The 16,443-nt window shown below is 68.1% G+C and carries 15 protein-coding genes; 8 read left to right on the top strand and 7 right to left on the bottom strand.

Annotated features, from left to right (window positions below):
- Positions 1 to 27: 27 nt before the first annotated feature.
- The 4 genes from GV792_RS04105 to serS all read right to left on the bottom strand — a co-directional run bounded on the left by GV792_RS04105 (position 28) and on the right by serS (position 6,067).
- Positions 28 to 1,293: an oxygenase MpaB family protein gene (locus tag GV792_RS04105; RefSeq protein WP_163822285.1), complete on the bottom strand. Its 1,266-nt coding sequence runs from the start codon at positions 1,291 to 1,293 to the stop codon at positions 28 to 30.
- Between the two features lie 202 nt (positions 1,294 to 1,495).
- On the bottom strand, positions 1,496 to 2,788 hold the full coding sequence (locus GV792_RS04110; RefSeq protein WP_163822286.1) for an MFS transporter: 1,293 nt from the start codon (positions 2,786 to 2,788) through the stop codon (positions 1,496 to 1,498).
- A gap of 103 nt (positions 2,789 to 2,891) precedes the next feature.
- On the bottom strand, positions 2,892 to 4,643 hold the full coding sequence (locus GV792_RS04115) for a putative bifunctional diguanylate cyclase/phosphodiesterase (RefSeq protein WP_256668077.1): 1,752 nt from the start codon (positions 4,641 to 4,643) through the stop codon (positions 2,892 to 2,894).
- Between the two features lie 161 nt (positions 4,644 to 4,804).
- Positions 4,805 to 6,067 (bottom strand): serine--tRNA ligase, encoded by a 1,263-nt coding sequence (serS, locus tag GV792_RS04120; protein ID WP_163822288.1) that lies wholly within the window; start codon positions 6,065 to 6,067, stop codon positions 4,805 to 4,807.
- 135 nt (positions 6,068 to 6,202) lie between these two features.
- Between serS and GV792_RS04125 the strand changes: the two genes are divergently transcribed.
- The 6 genes from GV792_RS04125 (at position 6,203) to GV792_RS04150 (ending at position 12,252) form a co-directional block, all read left to right on the top strand.
- Positions 6,203 to 7,912: an aldehyde dehydrogenase family protein gene (locus GV792_RS04125; RefSeq protein WP_163822289.1), complete on the top strand. Its 1,710-nt coding sequence runs from the start codon at positions 6,203 to 6,205 to the stop codon at positions 7,910 to 7,912.
- A 182-nt stretch (positions 7,913 to 8,094) separates the two neighbouring features.
- Positions 8,095 to 9,336: a septum formation family protein gene (locus GV792_RS04130; RefSeq protein ID WP_175583298.1), complete on the top strand. Its 1,242-nt coding sequence runs from the start codon at positions 8,095 to 8,097 to the stop codon at positions 9,334 to 9,336.
- 16 nt (positions 9,337 to 9,352) lie between these two features.
- The gene (locus tag GV792_RS04135) at positions 9,353 to 9,703 is read left to right on the top strand and encodes a metallopeptidase family protein (RefSeq protein WP_163822290.1); all 351 of its coding nucleotides are present in this window, start codon (positions 9,353 to 9,355) and stop codon (positions 9,701 to 9,703) included.
- Between the two features lie 171 nt (positions 9,704 to 9,874).
- On the top strand, positions 9,875 to 10,207 hold the full coding sequence (locus GV792_RS04140) for a PE family protein (RefSeq protein WP_163822291.1): 333 nt from the start codon (positions 9,875 to 9,877) through the stop codon (positions 10,205 to 10,207).
- 48 nt (positions 10,208 to 10,255) lie between these two features.
- Entirely contained in the window at positions 10,256 to 11,425 is a 1,170-nt protein-coding gene (locus GV792_RS04145; protein ID WP_163822292.1) for a PPE domain-containing protein, read from the top strand.
- On the top strand, positions 11,422 to 12,252 hold the full coding sequence (locus GV792_RS04150; RefSeq protein WP_163822293.1) for an ESX secretion-associated protein EspG: 831 nt from the start codon (positions 11,422 to 11,424) through the stop codon (positions 12,250 to 12,252). The genes GV792_RS04145 and GV792_RS04150 overlap by 4 nt, the downstream gene beginning before the upstream one ends.
- Positions 12,253 to 12,360: 108 nt before the next feature.
- Here the strand turns inward: GV792_RS04150 and GV792_RS04155 are convergent, their stop codons facing one another.
- The 3 genes from GV792_RS04155 to GV792_RS04165 form a co-directional block, all read right to left on the bottom strand.
- Positions 12,361 to 13,023: a histidine phosphatase family protein gene (locus GV792_RS04155; protein ID WP_163822294.1), complete on the bottom strand. Its 663-nt coding sequence runs from the start codon at positions 13,021 to 13,023 to the stop codon at positions 12,361 to 12,363.
- Positions 13,020 to 13,934 carry a prephenate dehydratase gene (gene pheA, locus GV792_RS04160; protein ID WP_163822295.1) on the bottom strand — a complete coding sequence of 305 codons (915 nt, stop codon included), beginning with the start codon at positions 13,932 to 13,934 and terminating at the stop codon, positions 13,020 to 13,022. Before pheA ends, GV792_RS04155 begins: the two co-directional genes overlap by 4 nt.
- 65 nt (positions 13,935 to 13,999) lie before the next feature.
- A complete protein-coding gene (locus tag GV792_RS04165; RefSeq protein ID WP_163822296.1) occupies positions 14,000 to 14,410 on the bottom strand; it encodes a hypothetical protein in 411 nt (136 codons plus the stop codon).
- Between the two features lie 121 nt (positions 14,411 to 14,531).
- Here GV792_RS04165 and GV792_RS04170 point away from each other — a divergent pair, with 121 nt between their 5' ends.
- The gene (locus tag GV792_RS04170) at positions 14,532 to 15,290 is read left to right on the top strand and encodes a DUF2470 domain-containing protein (RefSeq protein ID WP_163822297.1); all 759 of its coding nucleotides are present in this window, start codon (positions 14,532 to 14,534) and stop codon (positions 15,288 to 15,290) included.
- Positions 15,291 to 15,327: 37 nt separating this feature from the next.
- On the top strand, positions 15,328 to 16,116 hold the full coding sequence (locus tag GV792_RS04175; protein WP_163822298.1) for a CPBP family intramembrane glutamic endopeptidase: 789 nt from the start codon (positions 15,328 to 15,330) through the stop codon (positions 16,114 to 16,116).
- The last annotated feature ends 327 nt before the right edge of the window (positions 16,117 to 16,443 follow it).

Genomic DNA, 16,443 nt, shown 5'->3' on the forward strand with positions numbered 1-16,443 from the left:
GCGCCGGTGGGAGACGCCTCCAGGTCCTCACACAGCCTGCACCGGCCGCGCCGCATATGTGTCGTGCCGCGCGTAGGTCCGGTCGCCACCATTGCGGGCGATCGATGTGCGCACCATGTTTGCGCGCATGCGGGCCCCGAGACGTTCCTGGAAGCGGGTCGCTCCGGGGATGAAGCGCCGCGGAATTTCCAGCGCGCCGTTGACAACGGCCGTGGTCACTACCGCCGCCTGGAAACGCTTATCGTCTTCCAAGCCGAGGAAATCGGCATTGCTCGGGCCGAGCACGATACGGCTGTAGGCGACAAGGTAACTGGTCACGAACCGGCGGATGGCACGCTGCGCCGGGGTGCGACAGCCGATGAACAGGCCCCCGATCGCCGGGACGAGCGCCTGGGCCAGTCGTCGCGAATCCTCGTCCGGGATGAACTCGGTGTCGGCCAGGATCCAGAACGCACGCCAGGTGTCGGTTTCGCTGGTCGGCAGAATCTGCGGGTCGATACCGAGCAGGAAGCCGACGTAGCGCCAGAGATGGAATACCGCGTCCTTCTCGGCGGCCGAGAATTGCAGCCCGAGGGCTTGCGAACCGAGCAAATTGGCCATCGAGAACAACCCGAGGGTCCCGACCGTGAGCACCTGGTTGACCGGATGGTCCCAGGCCTCGTGGTCCCAGTCGGCTCGGCGGTTCATACCCGCCCGCACCAGTGCGTGCATCAAACGCACCCGAAGCGCGCTCTGGTAGCCGATCCGATCGCGTTGCAGCCCACCAGGAGTGGTGACATCCAGCCACCACTGCGTGGTCTCGGCGAGTCTGCGCGGCGCCATCGCGGCGAGGTCGCCGGTTCCGACCAGCGTCTTGTCCGCTCGCGAGGCGAGATATCCGCCCATCAGCGCGAACATGCCCATGGCGATACCGCCCCACACGCCGGTCCGCTGCACCACTCGTGCGCCGCGCTCGAGTTTCTTGCGGTCGAGCCAGTAAGGCTCTGCCTCGACCTGTTCGAAGAAGGCCACCAGTTCCGGTGGCGCATCCGGCACCGCCGCTATCCCGCCCGTCACCGCGGTGTCGAACATGCGGCGGCCCGCGCCTGGCGGCAATCGCCGGAACATCGCGACGACGTCGTCTGCGAGCGGATCGCCGACCTGGGCGAACCTGCGGAAGGAATCGCGTTGCGCCGCCGTGCATGGCAGGTTCGGCGGAGCGAGCAGCGGGAGGGCATAACGGAACGGGAATTCGGTGAACAGCTGCGGCGTGGGCAGCGGCCCGTCGCCCGCTGAAAGGTTGTCATGCGCCATTGCATTCCACCCATCAGGTCTCGGCACTCGGCGTCGAGTACATCTGGAAAGACGGTCCCACAGAATCAAAAATCTGGCAATAGGTGCTACCAGAATGCGCGGCGCACCTCAGCGAACTCGGCGAGCCACACCACCGCCGCCCGGCTGCGAATTCAGCGCGCCGAATCGGTCGCGCGGCGGTCCACGGCACGATAGCGACGGATCATCCGCTGAGGTCGACATTCCGGCTCGACACGGTCGACCGGCGCGGCAGCCACGCCGGAGTCACCGCCGCAATCGCCAACACCCCGAATCCGAGCAGCGCGACCGTTGCCGACATCGACAACCACACCGTCACCAGCGCGACGAAACCGAACGCGGCGAGCGAGACAACCTCCGACAACAGCCCCGACACCGAGGTCACCGTTGCCCGCGCCGGACCCTCGATCGCATCCTGCAACCGAGCCGCCGACACGACGGTCGCGTTGTAGACGATGCCGTACGAAATACCGAGCGCGATGAATCCCGAACCGGTCAGCACATACATCGCCGCAGGCCAGCGCACCGCCAACCCGACCACCACCGCACCAGCGATGAACAGCACACCGGCCACCGCGACGGCGATCCCCATGGTCCGCGCCCGCATCGTCTCGGTTCGGCCCGCCGTCACCGAACCGATCAGTGAGCCGACCACCGTGATGCCGACCAGCACCGGCACCACCGCGGTCGCGACTCCCGCCTCGCCCGCCACCAACGCGAAGTACTCATCGAAGGCGGTGATCCCGTACAGCAGCGCACCGAGCAGAACGCCGTTGCGGACGCTCTTGATCCGCGTCGCCTCCCCTACGCCGGATCGCAACATGGACAGGTATCGCGTGATCGGCCGCGCGGTCGGGGTGGTCGCTGCGGCGGGCACGGTATCGGGTTCATCTTCCAGCTCATCCACCTCGCCCGCCGACACCGACTTGGGCGCGGCGGGAAGGGTGAGCGCGACGGCCGTATGCGCCACCGCCATCGCGACACTGACCCAGCCGATCAACGGATACCCACCGACCAGATACAGCGGCGTCGCGGCAAGGATGGCGATCAACACCGCGGTCTCGGTGGCCGCTCTGGTGTAGCCGAGGATCCGCGGGAAGGCCGAGGGTTCACCGCGGACGCTGAGTTCGTCATAGAGCAGCGCTTCGAACGTTCCGGATCGCAAGGCTCCCGACACGCCCCACACCACGAAACCAGCGGCGAAGCCGAAGTAATTCGGCACCACCGTCCACAGGGTGAAACCCGTCGTCAGCAGCACACCGCTGAGCACGAGCAAACCGCGCCGCGACACGGTGTCCGCCCATGCGCCCGACGGCACTTCCAGCAGGAACGCCGTTGCCGACCACAGCGCGAACAGCGAGGAAATCTGCCCGGCGTTCAGGCCGTGATCGGCGAACAGCAGGGCGTAGATGGCATAGAGCGGGAAGAAGTCACCGAGTCCGGCGAACAGCACCGCCCGTACGGTGAGGGCACGCATACCGATCGCCTCGGCCGACTTACTCGGGTCGAATCAACAGCCGTAGATGAGCAAACGCATGTGACCAGCATCGTCGTCGACAGTGACACCGGTCAAGGGAATTTCAGCCGAGTGGAACCCAGCCGTTGCGATCGGCGTCGGCACCGGGACCCACCCGGCCCTGGCTCTGATTCAGATCGCTGATCAGTTCCGCGACCGGATGCGAATCGCTGTAGTGATAGCCCTGCGCCAGCGCGAAACCGAGCTCGGTGAGCACCGCGGCTTGGTATTCGGTCTCCACGCCCTCGGCGATCACCTGCAGGTCCAGCGACTTGCTCAGCGCGGCGATCACGCCGAGCAGCGGCGGCGCGGGCGAATCCGAACGGATCGCGGCCACGAAGGACTGATCGACCTTGATGATGTCGCTCGGCAACGTGGCCAGCCTGCTCAGCGAGGAGTAGCCGGTGCCGAAATCGTCGATCGCGATGCGGACACCACGGTCGCGCAGCGTGTGCAGATTCGCGATGGCGGTCTGGGATTCGGCGGCCAGCTCGCTTTCGGTCACCTCGAGCACCAGCTGATCGGCAGGCCATCCGGTGCTGTTCAGGATGTCGGTGACCCGATCGGCGTAACCCGTTTCGGCCAGCTCCAGCCCGCTCACATTGACGTTGAGGGTGAGATCGAGCTGGGCGAAGGTCTCCTGGAGCCGCGCGGCGTCGGCACAGGCCCGGCGCAGCACCAGCTCGTCGAGATCGGAGATGAGGTCGTATTCCTCGGCCACCCGGATCAGACCCTCGGTGGTGACGTCGGGCTGCGCGCTCGACGACCATCGCAGCAGCGCTTCCACGCCGACGGCTTTGCCGCCGCCCTCGCTCAGGCTGACGATCGGCTGATAATGCACGTCGAGTGCACCGCGGTCGATGGCCTCGCGCAGCTCGACCGCCAGCGGCAGCTGTCGCGAGGACTCCAGCACCGTCCGGTTACGTCCGGCTTGCTTGGCCCGGTACAGGCCCACATCGGCCCGGCTCACCAGCAGCGAACCGGATTCGCCCGGCTGCCAGGACGTCACACCGGCCGAGCAGCCGGTGGTGACGGCGGCGCGCAGCTGTTCGGTGAGCAGGATCGCGGCCTGTTCGGTGGTGCCAGGCAGCAGCAGGGCGAAGACATCGCCGCCGTAGCGGGCCAGCCGCTGATCGGGGGCGAGCAGCTTGCCCCAGGTGTCGGCGACGCGCTGCAGGACGGCGTCGCCCGCACGGTGCCCGAGATGATCGTTGACCTTCTGGAACCGGTCCAAGTCGACCAGCACCAGCGCCAGCCCCTCCTCGGAGCGGGTGGCGTTCTCGATGGCGGTATTGAGCGCCCGGTCGAAACCGCGCCGGTTCAGCAACCCGGTCAGCACGTCGATATCGGCCTCCGACGCCATCCGGGTGAGGATCCCGACGACGACACCGACACCGAAGGTCACCCCGGCCGGGATCAGACCCGACCACCAGGGCAGACCCTCGCGGGTCGGTAGCACCCACAGGCAGGCCGCCATTGCGAACGCGATATGTGCCATCGCCAGCGGCCAGACGAAGAACAGCGCAGCGTCACAGGCCACGAACACGTAGAACGAGGCGAGCGTGATCGCACCGACGGTGTTCGGGAAGGCATAGACGGCAATGGTGACCAGGATCGTCGCGATGGCGACATATCCGTGGTGAATGGTGTGCGGCAGCCGCGGACCCCAGCCGAGCAGGCTGATACCGAGCAGCAACGCCACCGCGGCCGCACTGCCGACCAGCGGACGGTTGCCCTCGTCGCCGGGTGCGACGGCGGTGATCACCAGGCCGAGCGCACCGCCCATGACATAGAAGGCCCCGGTGGTCCTGGACATGACCATGGCCGTCGCCAACGCAGACGCGGCCCGAACCCGGGTTCGGGTATCGCCGCGAGACCCGATTCCTCGCACGAACGACAGCCTAGACAAGAGCCAACCCCCCGGTTGCCACATCACAGGAATCAGACATCAGGACCGACCACGGCCGAACATGCGCGCTACTTCGGGACCGTCAACACATCGGTGCCGACGAACGGAACCAGTGCTTCGGGGACCCGGACCGAACCGTCGGCCTGCTGGTGATTCTCCAGCAGCGCGACGATCCATCGGGTGGTGGCCAGGGTGCCGTTGAGCGTCGCGGCGATCTGCGGTTTGCCGTTCTCGTCGCGGTAGCGCACCGACAGCCTGCGGGCCTGGAAGGTGGTGCAGTTGGAGGTGGAGGTCAGCTCCCGGTAGGTCTGCTGGGTCGGCACCCATGCCTCGCAGTCGAACTTGCGGGCGGCCGAGCTGCCAAGATCGCCTGCTGCGACATCGATGACCCTGTAGGGCACCTCGATCGCGGCGAGCATGTCGCGTTCCCAGGCCAGCAATCGCTGATGCTCGGCATCGGCGTCCTCGGGCCGGCAATAGACGAACATCTCGACCTTGTCGAACTGGTGCACCCGGATGATGCCGCGGGTGTCCTTGCCGTAGCTACCCGCCTCCCGGCGGAAGCACGACGACCAGCCCGCGTAGCGCTTGGCGCCGCCGCTCAGGTCCAGGATCTCGTCGGAGTGATAGCCGGCCAGCGGCACCTCCGAGGTACCGACCAGGTACAGATCGTCATCGGCAAGGTGATACACCTCGGCCGAATGCTGGCCGAGGAATCCGGTGCCCGCCATGATCTCCGGGCGCACCAGCACCGGCGGGATCATCATGGTGAAGCCGTTGGCGACCGCGCGCTGCGCCGCCAGCTGCAACAGACCCAGCTGCAGCAGCGCGCCGTAACCGGTGAGGAAGTAGAAGCGGGCACCCGAGACCTTGGCGCCGCGTTCCATATCGATCAGGCCGAGCGACTCGCCGAGCTCCAGGTGATCCTTGGGCGTGAAGTCGAACTCCGGCGGCGTGCCGACAGTCTCCAACAGGACGTAATCGGCTTCGCCTCCGGACGGCGCGCCCTCCTGTACGACATTGGAGATGGCGCGCTGCGCAGCATCCAGATCGGCGTCCGCGGCATGCTGAGCCGCCTCGGCCTCCTTCACCTTCGCCGACATCTCCGAGGCCTCGGCGAGCAGTGCGGGGCGCTCCTCTTTGCTCGCCTTGCCGATCCTCTTTCCCATCGCCTTGTGCTCGGCGCGCAGATTGTCGGCGGTGGCGACCGCGGCCCGGCGCGCCGCGTCGGCCTCGAGCAGCGCGTCCACGAGCGCGGGATCCTCACCACGCGCCCGCTGCGAGGCACGGACGGCGTCAGGATGCTCGCGCAGGAATCGGAGGTCGATCATGGCTGACCAGCCTAGTTGGCGGCACCTGTACGGCGTAATCGGATATCGGTTCGACACTCCCCGCCACACACCGCACCGTGCCGCCGGATCGGCCGATGTTCGCCGGGAACCCGTCCGGAGGCGCATAGTTGTTCTGTGGCCACCACTTTCGACGACACAGCCATCGACAACGCACTGGCCGAGCTCGCAGCGGGTGAAAAGGCGTGGGCGAGCACGCCGCTGCGCCGCCGCCGCGAACTCCTCGACGATATCCACGCCCGTACCGCGCGCTTCGCCGCCGACTGGGTGCGAGCCGCATGCACCATCAAACAGCTCGACCCCGATTCCCCGCTGGTCGGTGAGGAATGGATGTCGGGCCCCCTGACCCTGCTGCAGGCCACCACCGCACTCTCGGAGACGCTGAGCGCGCTCGAATCCGGCCGCAACCCACTCGACGGCATCGAGCTGACCTCCGCGCCCGGCGACCGCATCGCGGTGCCGGTGCTGCCCCACGGCACCTACGACAAACTGCTGCTCAGCGGGTTCTCCGGGGAGGTCTGGCTGCGTCCTGGCGTCGATGCCGAGACCGCGCGCCGCAAGGCGGGGCTCGCGCAGCTCGCTCCGGCCGCGACCGGCGGTGTTGGTGTCGTCCTCGGCGCGGGCAACATCATGTCGATCGCCCCGCTCGACACCCTGTACGAGCTGTACGCGAACAACCGGGTCGTCGCGCTGAAGTTGAACCCGATCACCGATCCCCTGTACACGGTGTTCGAGATGATCTTCGCCCCGCTCATCGAGCTCGGGGTGCTGCGCATCCTCACCGGCGGCGCCGCCGAGGGCGGATATCTGGTGCGCCATTCCGGGGTCGCGCACGTACACATGACCGGCAGCGCCCAGACTCACGACGCCATCGTGTGGGGCACCGGCCCGGACGCGGTGGAGCGCCGTCACGACCGGCGGCCACTGCTGACCAAGCCGATCACCAGCGAGCTCGGCGGCGTCTCGCCGACCATCGTGGTGCCAGGCGACTGGTCCGAAGCCGATCTGCGCTACCAGGCCGCGCACGTGGCCACCCAACGCCTGCACAACGGTGGCTACAACTGTGTGGCCGCCCAGACGATTGTGCTCAGCGCGGAGTGGCCGCAGAAGGAGCAGTTCCTGCGTGAGCTGCGCGAGGCGATGGCCAATGCGCCGCAGCGTCCGGCGTACTACCCGGGCAGCGACAAGCGGGTTTCGGATGCGCTGGCGTCCTATCCGGATGCCACCCGGCTCGGTCCGGAGTCCGGCAGGCTACTGGTGGAAGACCTGCCCGCCGCCGAAACCGCACTGCTGCGCACCGAATATTTCGCACCCGTGCTCGGCGTCGTCGAGCTGCCCGCCGCGAGCGGCGGTGAATTCGTGCAGCGGGCCGTCGACTTCGCCAACGATGAGCTCACCGGCACGCTTGGGGCCAACATCATCGCGCATCCGGTCACCATCAAGCGGCTCGGCATCGCCTTCGATCGCGCGGTGGAGCGGCTGCGCTACGGCACCGTCGCGATCAACGCCTGGACCGGGCTGGCATTCCTGACCCCACGCGCCTCCTGGGGCGCATACCCGGGGCACACCCTGGAGGACGTGCAGAGCGGCGTCGGCATCGTGCACAACGCCTTGCTGCTCGACGACGTGGAACGCACCGTCGTGCGCGGCCCGTTCCGCCCCGCCCCACGGTCGGTGCTGCACGCTGAATGGGCACTCTCGCCCAAACCGCCGTGGTTCGTCGACAACACCACCGCCGCGTCAACGGGTCGCAAGCTCACCGAGTTCTACGCGGCGAACAATCCCGCCCGGCTGCCCGGCGTGTTCGCCTCCGCGCTGCGGGGTTGATCAGGAGTCGACGCGGCGGACGACGTCCAACGGCCGGAGGACCGACCGGCGCCCACGGCGATGGCCACCCAGCCGGCCAGGGCCCGATCCATGACGTCGCGGCCGGGGAACCGCCCGGTCAGGGGCCTGTTCCGGCAGCCCTCGTGGCACGGTGAGCCAGAACACTGCCATGATGGGTCGCGATGACCTCCGATGACGCGCACACGCCCCCGCCGGTGCCCGAGCCCTCTCGGGACGGTGATCCGTCGCGGCCCGCCGCAGGCCGCCCCGGTCGTGGCTCCGCCGGCAGGCGCTCGCCCGGCGCCGCGTTCGGCCGGTCGAAACCCCGGTCCGGCCGCAGGTCGACGAGTGCGGCTGTTTCGGCGGAGAGCGCGGACAACACCGCGTCGTCCGGGTCCAAGCTTCGCCTGTCCGCGCCGAAGCTGCGCTGGGGTTTGCTCGCGGTCGCCGTGGGCGCGGTCTCCGCGGCCATGGTGACGCTGTTCGTCACCGGCTTCGAGAACGACTCCGGCCTGGAAGCGCACAACCCCGCCGTCGCCGTCCCGGCAGGCGCCGAGAAGACCTTCGGCACCGCCACTCGCGGCGACTGCCTCAGCTGGACCGCGCCCGACCGGTCCGATCTGGTCGAGGTCGACTGTGCCGACAAGCATATGTTCGAGGTCACCGCCGATATCGACCTGAGCAGATACCCCGGTAAGGAATTCGGTCCCGGTTCGCGCTTCCCGGATTCGCTGCGGTTCACCGAACTCAAAGAGGAGCACTGCGTCACCGCCGCCCAGCAGTACCTCGGCGGAAAGTTCGATCCGCGCGGACGTTTCGTCGTCGGCCTGATGTACCCGAGCCCCGAGGGCTGGGCCAAGACCGGAGATCGCAAGCTGCGCTGCGGTCTTCAGGCCGCAGGCCTGACCGGAGCTGCTTCGGCGCCGCTGCCGACCACCGGCAGCGTGCTCGACAACGATCAGTCCAAGGTGTTCGCGCCTGGCATGTGCCTGGGGATCAACCAGAACCTGCCCACTGACCCGGTCGACTGCACCCAGCCGCATGCGGTGGAGATCGTGGCGACCGTCGATCTCGGCGCGCGTTTCCAGGGACCGCCGCCGCCGAAGGAGGAGCAGGACAAGTTCGTCGAGGGCGAATGTGCGCGCCTGTCCACCGAGTACCTCGGTGGCCCGGATGTGCTGCGCAACAAGACGTTGACGCTGTTCTTCGACTACATCGACGCACGCAGCTGGCTGGCGGGCAGCCGCAAGCTCGACTGCATGGTGGGCAAGGGCGCCGACCAGGAAGGGTTCGCACCGATCACCGGATCGGCCAAGGGCGAGATCCAGATCAACGGTCAGGCGCCGGTCCCGCCGCCGAGCGACGGCCGCTACACCCCACCGCCGCTGCCCGGCGCCGCACCGCTGCCCGCGCAGCCGCGATAGGCGGTCGACGACGTTCATGCCGGTCTCCATGTCCGAGGACCGCTTCGAAGAGCTGGTCGGCGACGCCCTCGATCTCATTCCGGCCGAACTCGCCCGAGCCATCGACAATGTCGTGGTGCTGATCGAGCCTCGCAATCTGGAGGATCCACATCTGCTCGGGCTGTATCACGGAATTGCGCTGACCGAGCGCGACAGTCAATACGGGGGCGCGCTGCCGGACACGGTGACCATCTATCGAGACGCCCTACTGGACATATGCGCCGACGAAGAAGAGGTGGTGGAGGAGGTGGCGATCACCGTGATCCATGAGATAGCACACTATTTCGGGATTGACGAAGATCGGCTCCATCAGCTGGGATGGGGCTAGTCTTAGCCCGAGCTGTATGCGAACCTATGGATGGGGGTTCGTATCCGGCACGTAAGACCGGAAGAAACTCTGGATTGGATGGAACCGATTGCGGTGCCGTCGCGTCCAATGTACTCGTAGGGGGAATTCTCGTGGTTCCGCCGAACAGCTACCACTAGAAGGAGTCGAGACATGATTGGCAACGTGCACGTCACACCAGAAATCATCCTCGCCGCAAGTGTCGAGCTGGATCTGCTCGCCGACCGCCTGGCAGGTGTGGCCGCTCTGGCCGGCCCGGCGACGCACGTCCTCCCCTCGGGCGCCGAGGAGGTGTCCCTGCTGGCCGCGAATCACTTCAACCACGCGGCCGTCACCCACGACAAGGCCATCGCGCAGGGGATTCTCGAACTGCACCACGCCGCAGCGATCCTGCGCAGCCAGCTCGCGCAGTACCTGGCCGAGGACGCCACGTCCGCCGGAATCGTCACGCTGACCGGCGCGCCGTTCAACTCGATCGTCGCCTAGCCAACCGCCGAGCCGGCTCCGAGCTTCACACAAGGGGAGAAACCACTCATGACCGCAGGAATCACCGGGGTGTTCTGGCTACCCCGCATGGCCGAATTCAACTCCGTCGCGCTCAACGCGGGCGCACATGCCGTTCCGATCTCCGCCGCCGCCACCTCCTGGGGGACGCTGACCGCCGCATGGGTGGACGCCACCGCGACCGTCACCCGGGTCATGGCCGAAGTCGGCGTCGGCCTGCAGAGCATCAACGGCATCGGTGCGCTGGCCCGGCTGGGTGGATTCACCGCGTGGGCAGGCCAGCAGGGAATCATGGCCGCCACGATGGGCTCCAAGGCCGCAGCCAACGCGACCGCCTACACCGTCGCCTCGCTGGCCATGCCGAGTTTGCCGGAGATCGCTGCCGTCAACGCCGCGTATGTGGCGTCGGCGAACCCGGCGGGCGCGATGTCGGGTGCCTATGAGGCGGCCGAAGTCGTCAAGCGCGCCATGGACATTCGCGCGGCACTGGTGATGGAGACCTACGAGGCCGCCACCTCCGCGACCGTCGTCACCCCGGGTGAGTTCATCAACCCGCCGCCGATCGCCAACGGCGCGGGCTCGGCCGAGGCCGCGAGCAACGCAGACCAGGCGTTCCAGAGCAGCAACGGCGACCCGGTGCAGACCGCACTGGCCGCGGCGGGCGCGGTGGTCAACAACCCTGCGATCAGCAGCGCGGTTACCCAGGTCGCGAATGTGGCCGGTTCGGTGGCCACCAGCGGTGTGAGCACCGTCGGCAACCTCGGCGCCAACGCCATTGCCGCCGCCACCAGCTCTGGCGCACCCGGTGTCGCCTCCATGGCGCCGATGAGCATCGCGACCGGTGGTGCCGCAGCCGCGGCAGGTGCCTCCACTCGGGCCGCCGGTATGGGTACGTCCGTCGGCATGGGCGGCAACAGCACGTTCAAGGTGCCCGAGGGCTGGGGTGCGCCGCCGCTCAGTGGCGGTGCGGGTGCGGCCCTTCCGGTCACCGAGGTCGCGGTCGCGCGTACCGAGCCGGCCGCGCCGATCCGTCCCAACACCGCGCCGACCAGCCCGCTGATGGGTCGTGGCGCGGCCAACTCCGACGACGACGAGACCGAGCACAACGGCGCCGATTACCTGCGGGCCGACCACTTCACCGACGGCCGCCTCGCGGCCGACGGTGTCATCGGTGGCGATCCCGCCGGAACGGCCAAATGACGGTTCTCGGTGCCGGTCGCGGTCCGGCGACGCTCGGCGCCGTCACGCTGTCGCTCGACGAAATGCAGTTCCTGCTGGAACTTCTGCAGATCGACGAGGTTCCCGTCGTGTTGAACGCGATAGGGCGCTACGACAACGAGGCGGCGCACGACGCGGCAATGGCCGTGGCCGCGAAGTCGCTCACCGAACGAGAACTGCTCGACGGTGAGGTCGTGCATCCGGAACTCGCCGACCGACTGTTCGGGCTGTATCGCCCGCACTGGGTGATCGCGCTTCGGCTGGTCGTCGAGGGTCAAACGAGTCGGATGTGTCTGTCGAAGGGTGACGATCTGGTGACCGTCGCCCTCCGCGGGCCCGACTCCTATGTGATCCACGAGGCCGACGACGATCTGCCCGGCCCGGTGCTGTCGGCGCTCGGACCGGCCGAGGGGCTCGAGCTCACCGGGATGAACGCCCCGACCGAGCAATTGATCCCGATCTTCGAGGACCTCGGCGATGCAGCGGCCATGACAGCACGCCTCACCAAGGTCGGCAACCCGCCGCGGGATGCGCAGGCGATCGCCTCGGCGATGGTGCATCTCGAGTCGCACGCCGAGATCGTCGGTGTGATCTACGGCGACGGCACCCGGGAGATGGCCGACAACCACATCGCCGTGTACAACACCCGCGCCGGTCGTTTTTTAGCGACGGCGAGCATGTCCGACGACGGCGTCAAGTGGACCTCGTTCAGCGGCGGCAGCAACGCCCGGTTGCGTACGGCGCTACTGGATCTGATCAATTCCCTGCCGGAACGCGAAGACTTTCCCGGCAATCCGGCGTTGGCCTGATCCGGTGTCGATTTGATCGACCGAATACCGCGCCCGGTCACCACAGGTGACCGGGCGCGGTGTCGTTTCGGCTGGATATCGGCGCGAATGCCGGACGCGACCGAGGAATCACCCCATCGGGTCGTCGGCGCCGAGCGCGGGGGCGCGGCCGAAGGGCGGTGTGAACCGGCCCCAGCGCACACACTCCCAGGTGCCGTCCGGATGCGGTGCCAACTCGATGGTCTCGGTGTTGTCCAGGTGATTGTCGATGGTGAACGGCGGGGCGACACCGGTCAGCGTCCGCGCCACCAATCGCATGGCGGCACCGTGGTTCACCAGCATCACATCGCCGGCATCGACACCGGCCAGGTAGCCGTCACGCAGCTCGGTGATCGCGGGCAGGAACCGGTCGAGCACATCCTGTCCGGATTCCCCACCTGGCAGCCGCTGCGCCAATTCGCCCTCATGCCAGGACCGGTAGACGCGCAGGAACAACTCGTGCGCCTGCTGGCTGTTCTCCCCCTCCAGTTCACCGACCTGCACCTCGTGCACACCGTCGAGTATGCCGGCCGCCACACCCGTCGCGCCTTCGATGAAGCCCGCGGTCTGCCTGGCCCGCAACGCCTGCGAGGACAACAGCAGACGCGGCGGGATCGTCAGCCGCGAACCGAAGGTCTTCGCCTGCGCCGCACCACGTTCGGTGAGTGGCAGTCCGGGCAGACTGGTATCGAGAATGCGCGCGACATTGCCCTCGGTCTCACCGTGGCGCACCAGAATCAGTTTGCCTGTCACAGGTCGGCAACCCCCTTTCGTAATTGGGTCAGCCACTGCGCGGACTCCTCGTCCGACGGCGGCGGTGCCCCGGTGGCCGAGGTGGCGGGCCAGGAACCGAGGAATCGAATCCGTGCCGTGCGGTGCAGGGCCTTGAGCGCCTCGGCGACCGCCGCATCGTCGATGTGGCCGACGCAGTCCAGGTAGAACCGATAGGTGCCCATACCCGTCCGGGTTGGTCGTGATTCGATTCGGGTCAGATCGATGCCACGGGTGGAGAACTCGCCGAAGGCTCGCATGAGCGCACCGGGTTCGTTCGGCAGGTCCAGCACGATGGAGGTGCGATCGGCACCGGTAGGCTGTGGTGCCACGCGCGGCCTGGTGACCAGCACGAACCGGGTGATCGCGTCCTCATGGTCGGCCACGCCTTCAGCAAGGGCCGCCAGGCCGAGACGTTGTCCTGCCAGCGTGGTGGAGACGGCAGCGTCGGCGTGGCCTGCGAGCACATCCTCTGCCGCGGCCGCGTTCGAGGCCGATACATAACTCACGGCGCCGGGTAGGTTGCGTTCGAGCCAGAGGCGCACCTGCGCGGCGGCGACCGGATAGGCGGCCACCGACCGCACATCGCCGAGCTCGGTGCCGGCAGGGGCGAGGATCGCGAAGCTGACTTCGAGTTCGGTCTCGGCGATGATCTGCAGCCGCGGCCCGACGGCCAGCGAATCCAGCGTCGCGGGGATCGAGCCCTCCACCGAGCTCTCGATCGGCACGACGGCGCCGTCGACGTCACCCGAACGGATCAGATCGAGCGCGGCGCCCTGACTGGGCGCGGCGATCCGCTCGACCGGCCCGTCGAAGGACCCCGAGGATTCGAGTTCGGCGAGGGCCATCTCGGTGAAGGTTCCGGAGGGCCCGAAATACGCTATTCGCGGCACGCCTACGAGATTACTTGCGTAGCCGAGCGTGTCTCGCTGACTTCCCCGGGCCGGGAACGGTCGGGCTATCGGTCGGCGACTGGACGCAGCACCTCGCCGAGCGCGCGACCGAGCTGGTCCGGGTACTCGGTCTCGATGGCGAGCAATACTCCGCGCACCGCCTCGATCGCCTGCGGATTCAGGCCGGTGAGGAAGGCGATATCGGGTGTTGTCAGCGCGGTGCGGATGTCCTCGCCGCACAGGGCGGCGGCGGTACCGGCGACCATGGCCAGCGCGCGATCGGGAACGGCGGTCCGTGCGATCAGGCCGGTGTCGGAGTGGGCGGCTTCGGCGAGGATGTCGGCGATCTCGGCATCCTCGGCATCCGCGTCGATCACCCGGCCCGCCGGTGCCGAACCGGGCGCGACCACGAGGCCGTCGACCAGGCTCCGCCGCGCGGGCACCGTCAACGCGACCAAGACCGGCTCGCTGCTCATGGCATTCAACTTACTCACCGGCCGCGATCTGGTGTTGCGGACATCCCCACGTTCGCTTAGGTTAGGTTAACCTAATTGAGTAGTTGTGAAGTGGGGCACGGTTCACCCAGTGGAGGTTTGTATGCCGGAGACGATCAGCGCACCGACGACCGCCGAGCGGGTCCGTAGCGCGTGTGCGCATGCCGAGTATTCGGTGCTGGCGCTGCCCGGCACCGATCCCATCCCCACCTCGGTGCATCATCTGCGCGAATGCGGCGACGCCGTGATCGCCGTCCCCCGCGACAGCGCCGCCGCGCATGCCGCGGCCTCCGGCGCCGCGGGCGCCCCGGCCGTCCTCGAACTCACCGATCACGCACCGCTGCCGCTGCGCGAGCCCGTCCGCGCGCTGGTGTGGCTGCGCGGCTGGGTGCGGGCGGTCCCCGCACAGGCACAGCGCGCGCTGGCCACCGAAGTGGCCAAGGAGAACCCCGATCCCGGGCTGCTCGACGTCGGGCATACCGCCACACTGTTGCGGCTGGTGATCAATTCGGCCGTTGTCGCCGATTCCACCGGCGCCGAATCGGTGTGTGTGGAGGAGCTGCGGCTGGCCCAACCGGATCCGTTCTGCACCATGGAATCGGCCTGGCTGCAGCATATGGACGCCGATCACGCCGATGTCGTCTCCCAGCTCGCTCGCCATCTGCCGCCCCGGCTGCAGCGCGGCAGCGTGCACCCATTGGCCATCGACCGCTACGGGGTCACGCTTCGCGTCGAGGGCCAGGACGGCGACCACGACTTCCGCCTGCCCTTCGCCACACCCGCCGACGACATCGAATCCCTCAGCCGAGCGGTCCGCCTGCTGGCCGGTTGCCCCTTCCTCAACGGTCTGCGCCGCATCTGAGAGCACCGTCCGCACCCGCGGGCAATAGATTCGCCCCATGCGCGATGACGTCGGCCGGGCGGACACCGGTGAGCTGACCGATCGAGAACGGACCGGTATCCGGATCGAGATCCTGGTGGTCCTCGGCGTCACCTTCGGATTGAGTGGGCTCACCGCGGCGCTGTCGCTGGTGGAGAGTGCGCTCGAGCCGGGCGACGTCAGCGAGCAAACCGTCGCACTCAATGCGTCTCGCTCGGCCCAATCGATCATCGATCTGCTGTTCCAGCTGCTCAGCGTGTTGCGGCTGACGGCGTGGGCTGCGCTCGGGCTGTACCTGCTGTGGCGTAGCGGCATCGGACCCCGCGCTATCGGACTGGCCCGCATGCGATGGCGTCCTGATGGTCTGCACGGTCTGGCGCTCGCTGCCGTGATCGGGCTGCCCGGGCTCGCGCTGTATCTGATCGCGCACGCGGCGGGCGTCAGTGTGACGATCGTGCCGAGCTCGCTCGACGATCACTGGTGGCGGCTGCCCGCACTCATCCTGTCGGCCTGCGCCAACTCCGCCGCCGAAGAGATCATCGTGGTGGCCTACCTGATCACCCGCCTTCGTGCCCTCGGCTGGTCGGACAACCGCTCCCTGCTGGCTTCGGCTCTGCTGCGCGGCAGCTACCACCTCTATCAGGGCCTCGGCGGTGGGCTGGGCAATATCGTGATGGGCCTGGTCTTCGGCCGCTACTGGCAGCGCACCGGCCGCCTGTGGCCGCTGGTGATCGCCCACGCGCTGATCGATGCCGTCGCCTATATCGGCTACACGGCGCTGCGTGGACGGGTCGGCTGGCTGCCGTGAGCGACGACACCGGTGTTTCACCCAGCCGTCGGGTAACAAACGCGGCCGAAGTGGGTAAGTAGAGTTCAACATGATGAACGGCGACGACCCACGGAGGCGCCGGGTCCCGCCGCAGGGGTCGCCCGGGCAGCCCAGCGCGCATCCAGGCGAACCGGGTATGCCCGGCCCCCGGCCAGGTGGGCATCCCGCCGACCCCGGCAGGCGCCCCGCACCGGACGAGCGCCATGGTCGACCACAACCCGGTGCGGGCAGACCCGCCCCCGGCGCGCGCCCCTCCGACCACGCCGGATATCCCGACGCCCGCAGGGGCGAGCCGCCGGCTCGCCG

This window comes from Nocardia cyriacigeorgica, from assembly GCF_010868145.1.
In the GTDB taxonomy this organism is placed as follows: Bacteria; Actinomycetota; Actinomycetes; order Mycobacteriales; family Mycobacteriaceae; genus Nocardia; species Nocardia cyriacigeorgica_D.

Bases quoted from the DNA above. Each gene is read 5' to 3' on its own strand.
- GV792_RS04165 (WP_163822296.1), bottom strand. From the start codon at position 14,410: ATGAGCAGCGAGCCGGTCTTGGTCGCGTTGACGGTGCCCGCGCGGCGG.
- GV792_RS04140 (WP_163822291.1), top strand. From the start codon at position 9,875: ATGATTGGCAACGTGCACGTCACACCAGAAATCATCCTCGCCGCAAGT.
- GV792_RS04145 (WP_163822292.1), top strand. From the start codon at position 10,256: ATGACCGCAGGAATCACCGGGGTGTTCTGGCTACCCCGCATGGCCGAA.
- GV792_RS04175 (WP_163822298.1), top strand. From the start codon at position 15,328: ATGCGCGATGACGTCGGCCGGGCGGACACCGGTGAGCTGACCGATCGA.
- GV792_RS04105 (WP_163822285.1), bottom strand. From the start codon at position 1,293: ATGGCGCATGACAACCTTTCAGCGGGCGACGGGCCGCTGCCCACGCCG.
- GV792_RS04110 (WP_163822286.1), bottom strand. From the start codon at position 2,788: ATGCGTGCCCTCACCGTACGGGCGGTGCTGTTCGCCGGACTCGGTGAC.
- GV792_RS04170 (WP_163822297.1), top strand. From the start codon at position 14,532: ATGCCGGAGACGATCAGCGCACCGACGACCGCCGAGCGGGTCCGTAGC.
- GV792_RS04150 (WP_163822293.1), top strand. From the start codon at position 11,422: ATGACGGTTCTCGGTGCCGGTCGCGGTCCGGCGACGCTCGGCGCCGTC.
- GV792_RS04115 (WP_256668077.1), bottom strand. From the start codon at position 4,643: ATGTCCAGGACCACCGGGGCCTTCTATGTCATGGGCGGTGCGCTCGGC.
- serS (WP_163822288.1), bottom strand. From the start codon at position 6,067: ATGATCGACCTCCGATTCCTGCGCGAGCATCCTGACGCCGTCCGTGCC.
- GV792_RS04130 (WP_175583298.1), top strand. From the start codon at position 8,095: ATGACCTCCGATGACGCGCACACGCCCCCGCCGGTGCCCGAGCCCTCT.
- GV792_RS04135 (WP_163822290.1), top strand. From the start codon at position 9,353: ATGCCGGTCTCCATGTCCGAGGACCGCTTCGAAGAGCTGGTCGGCGAC.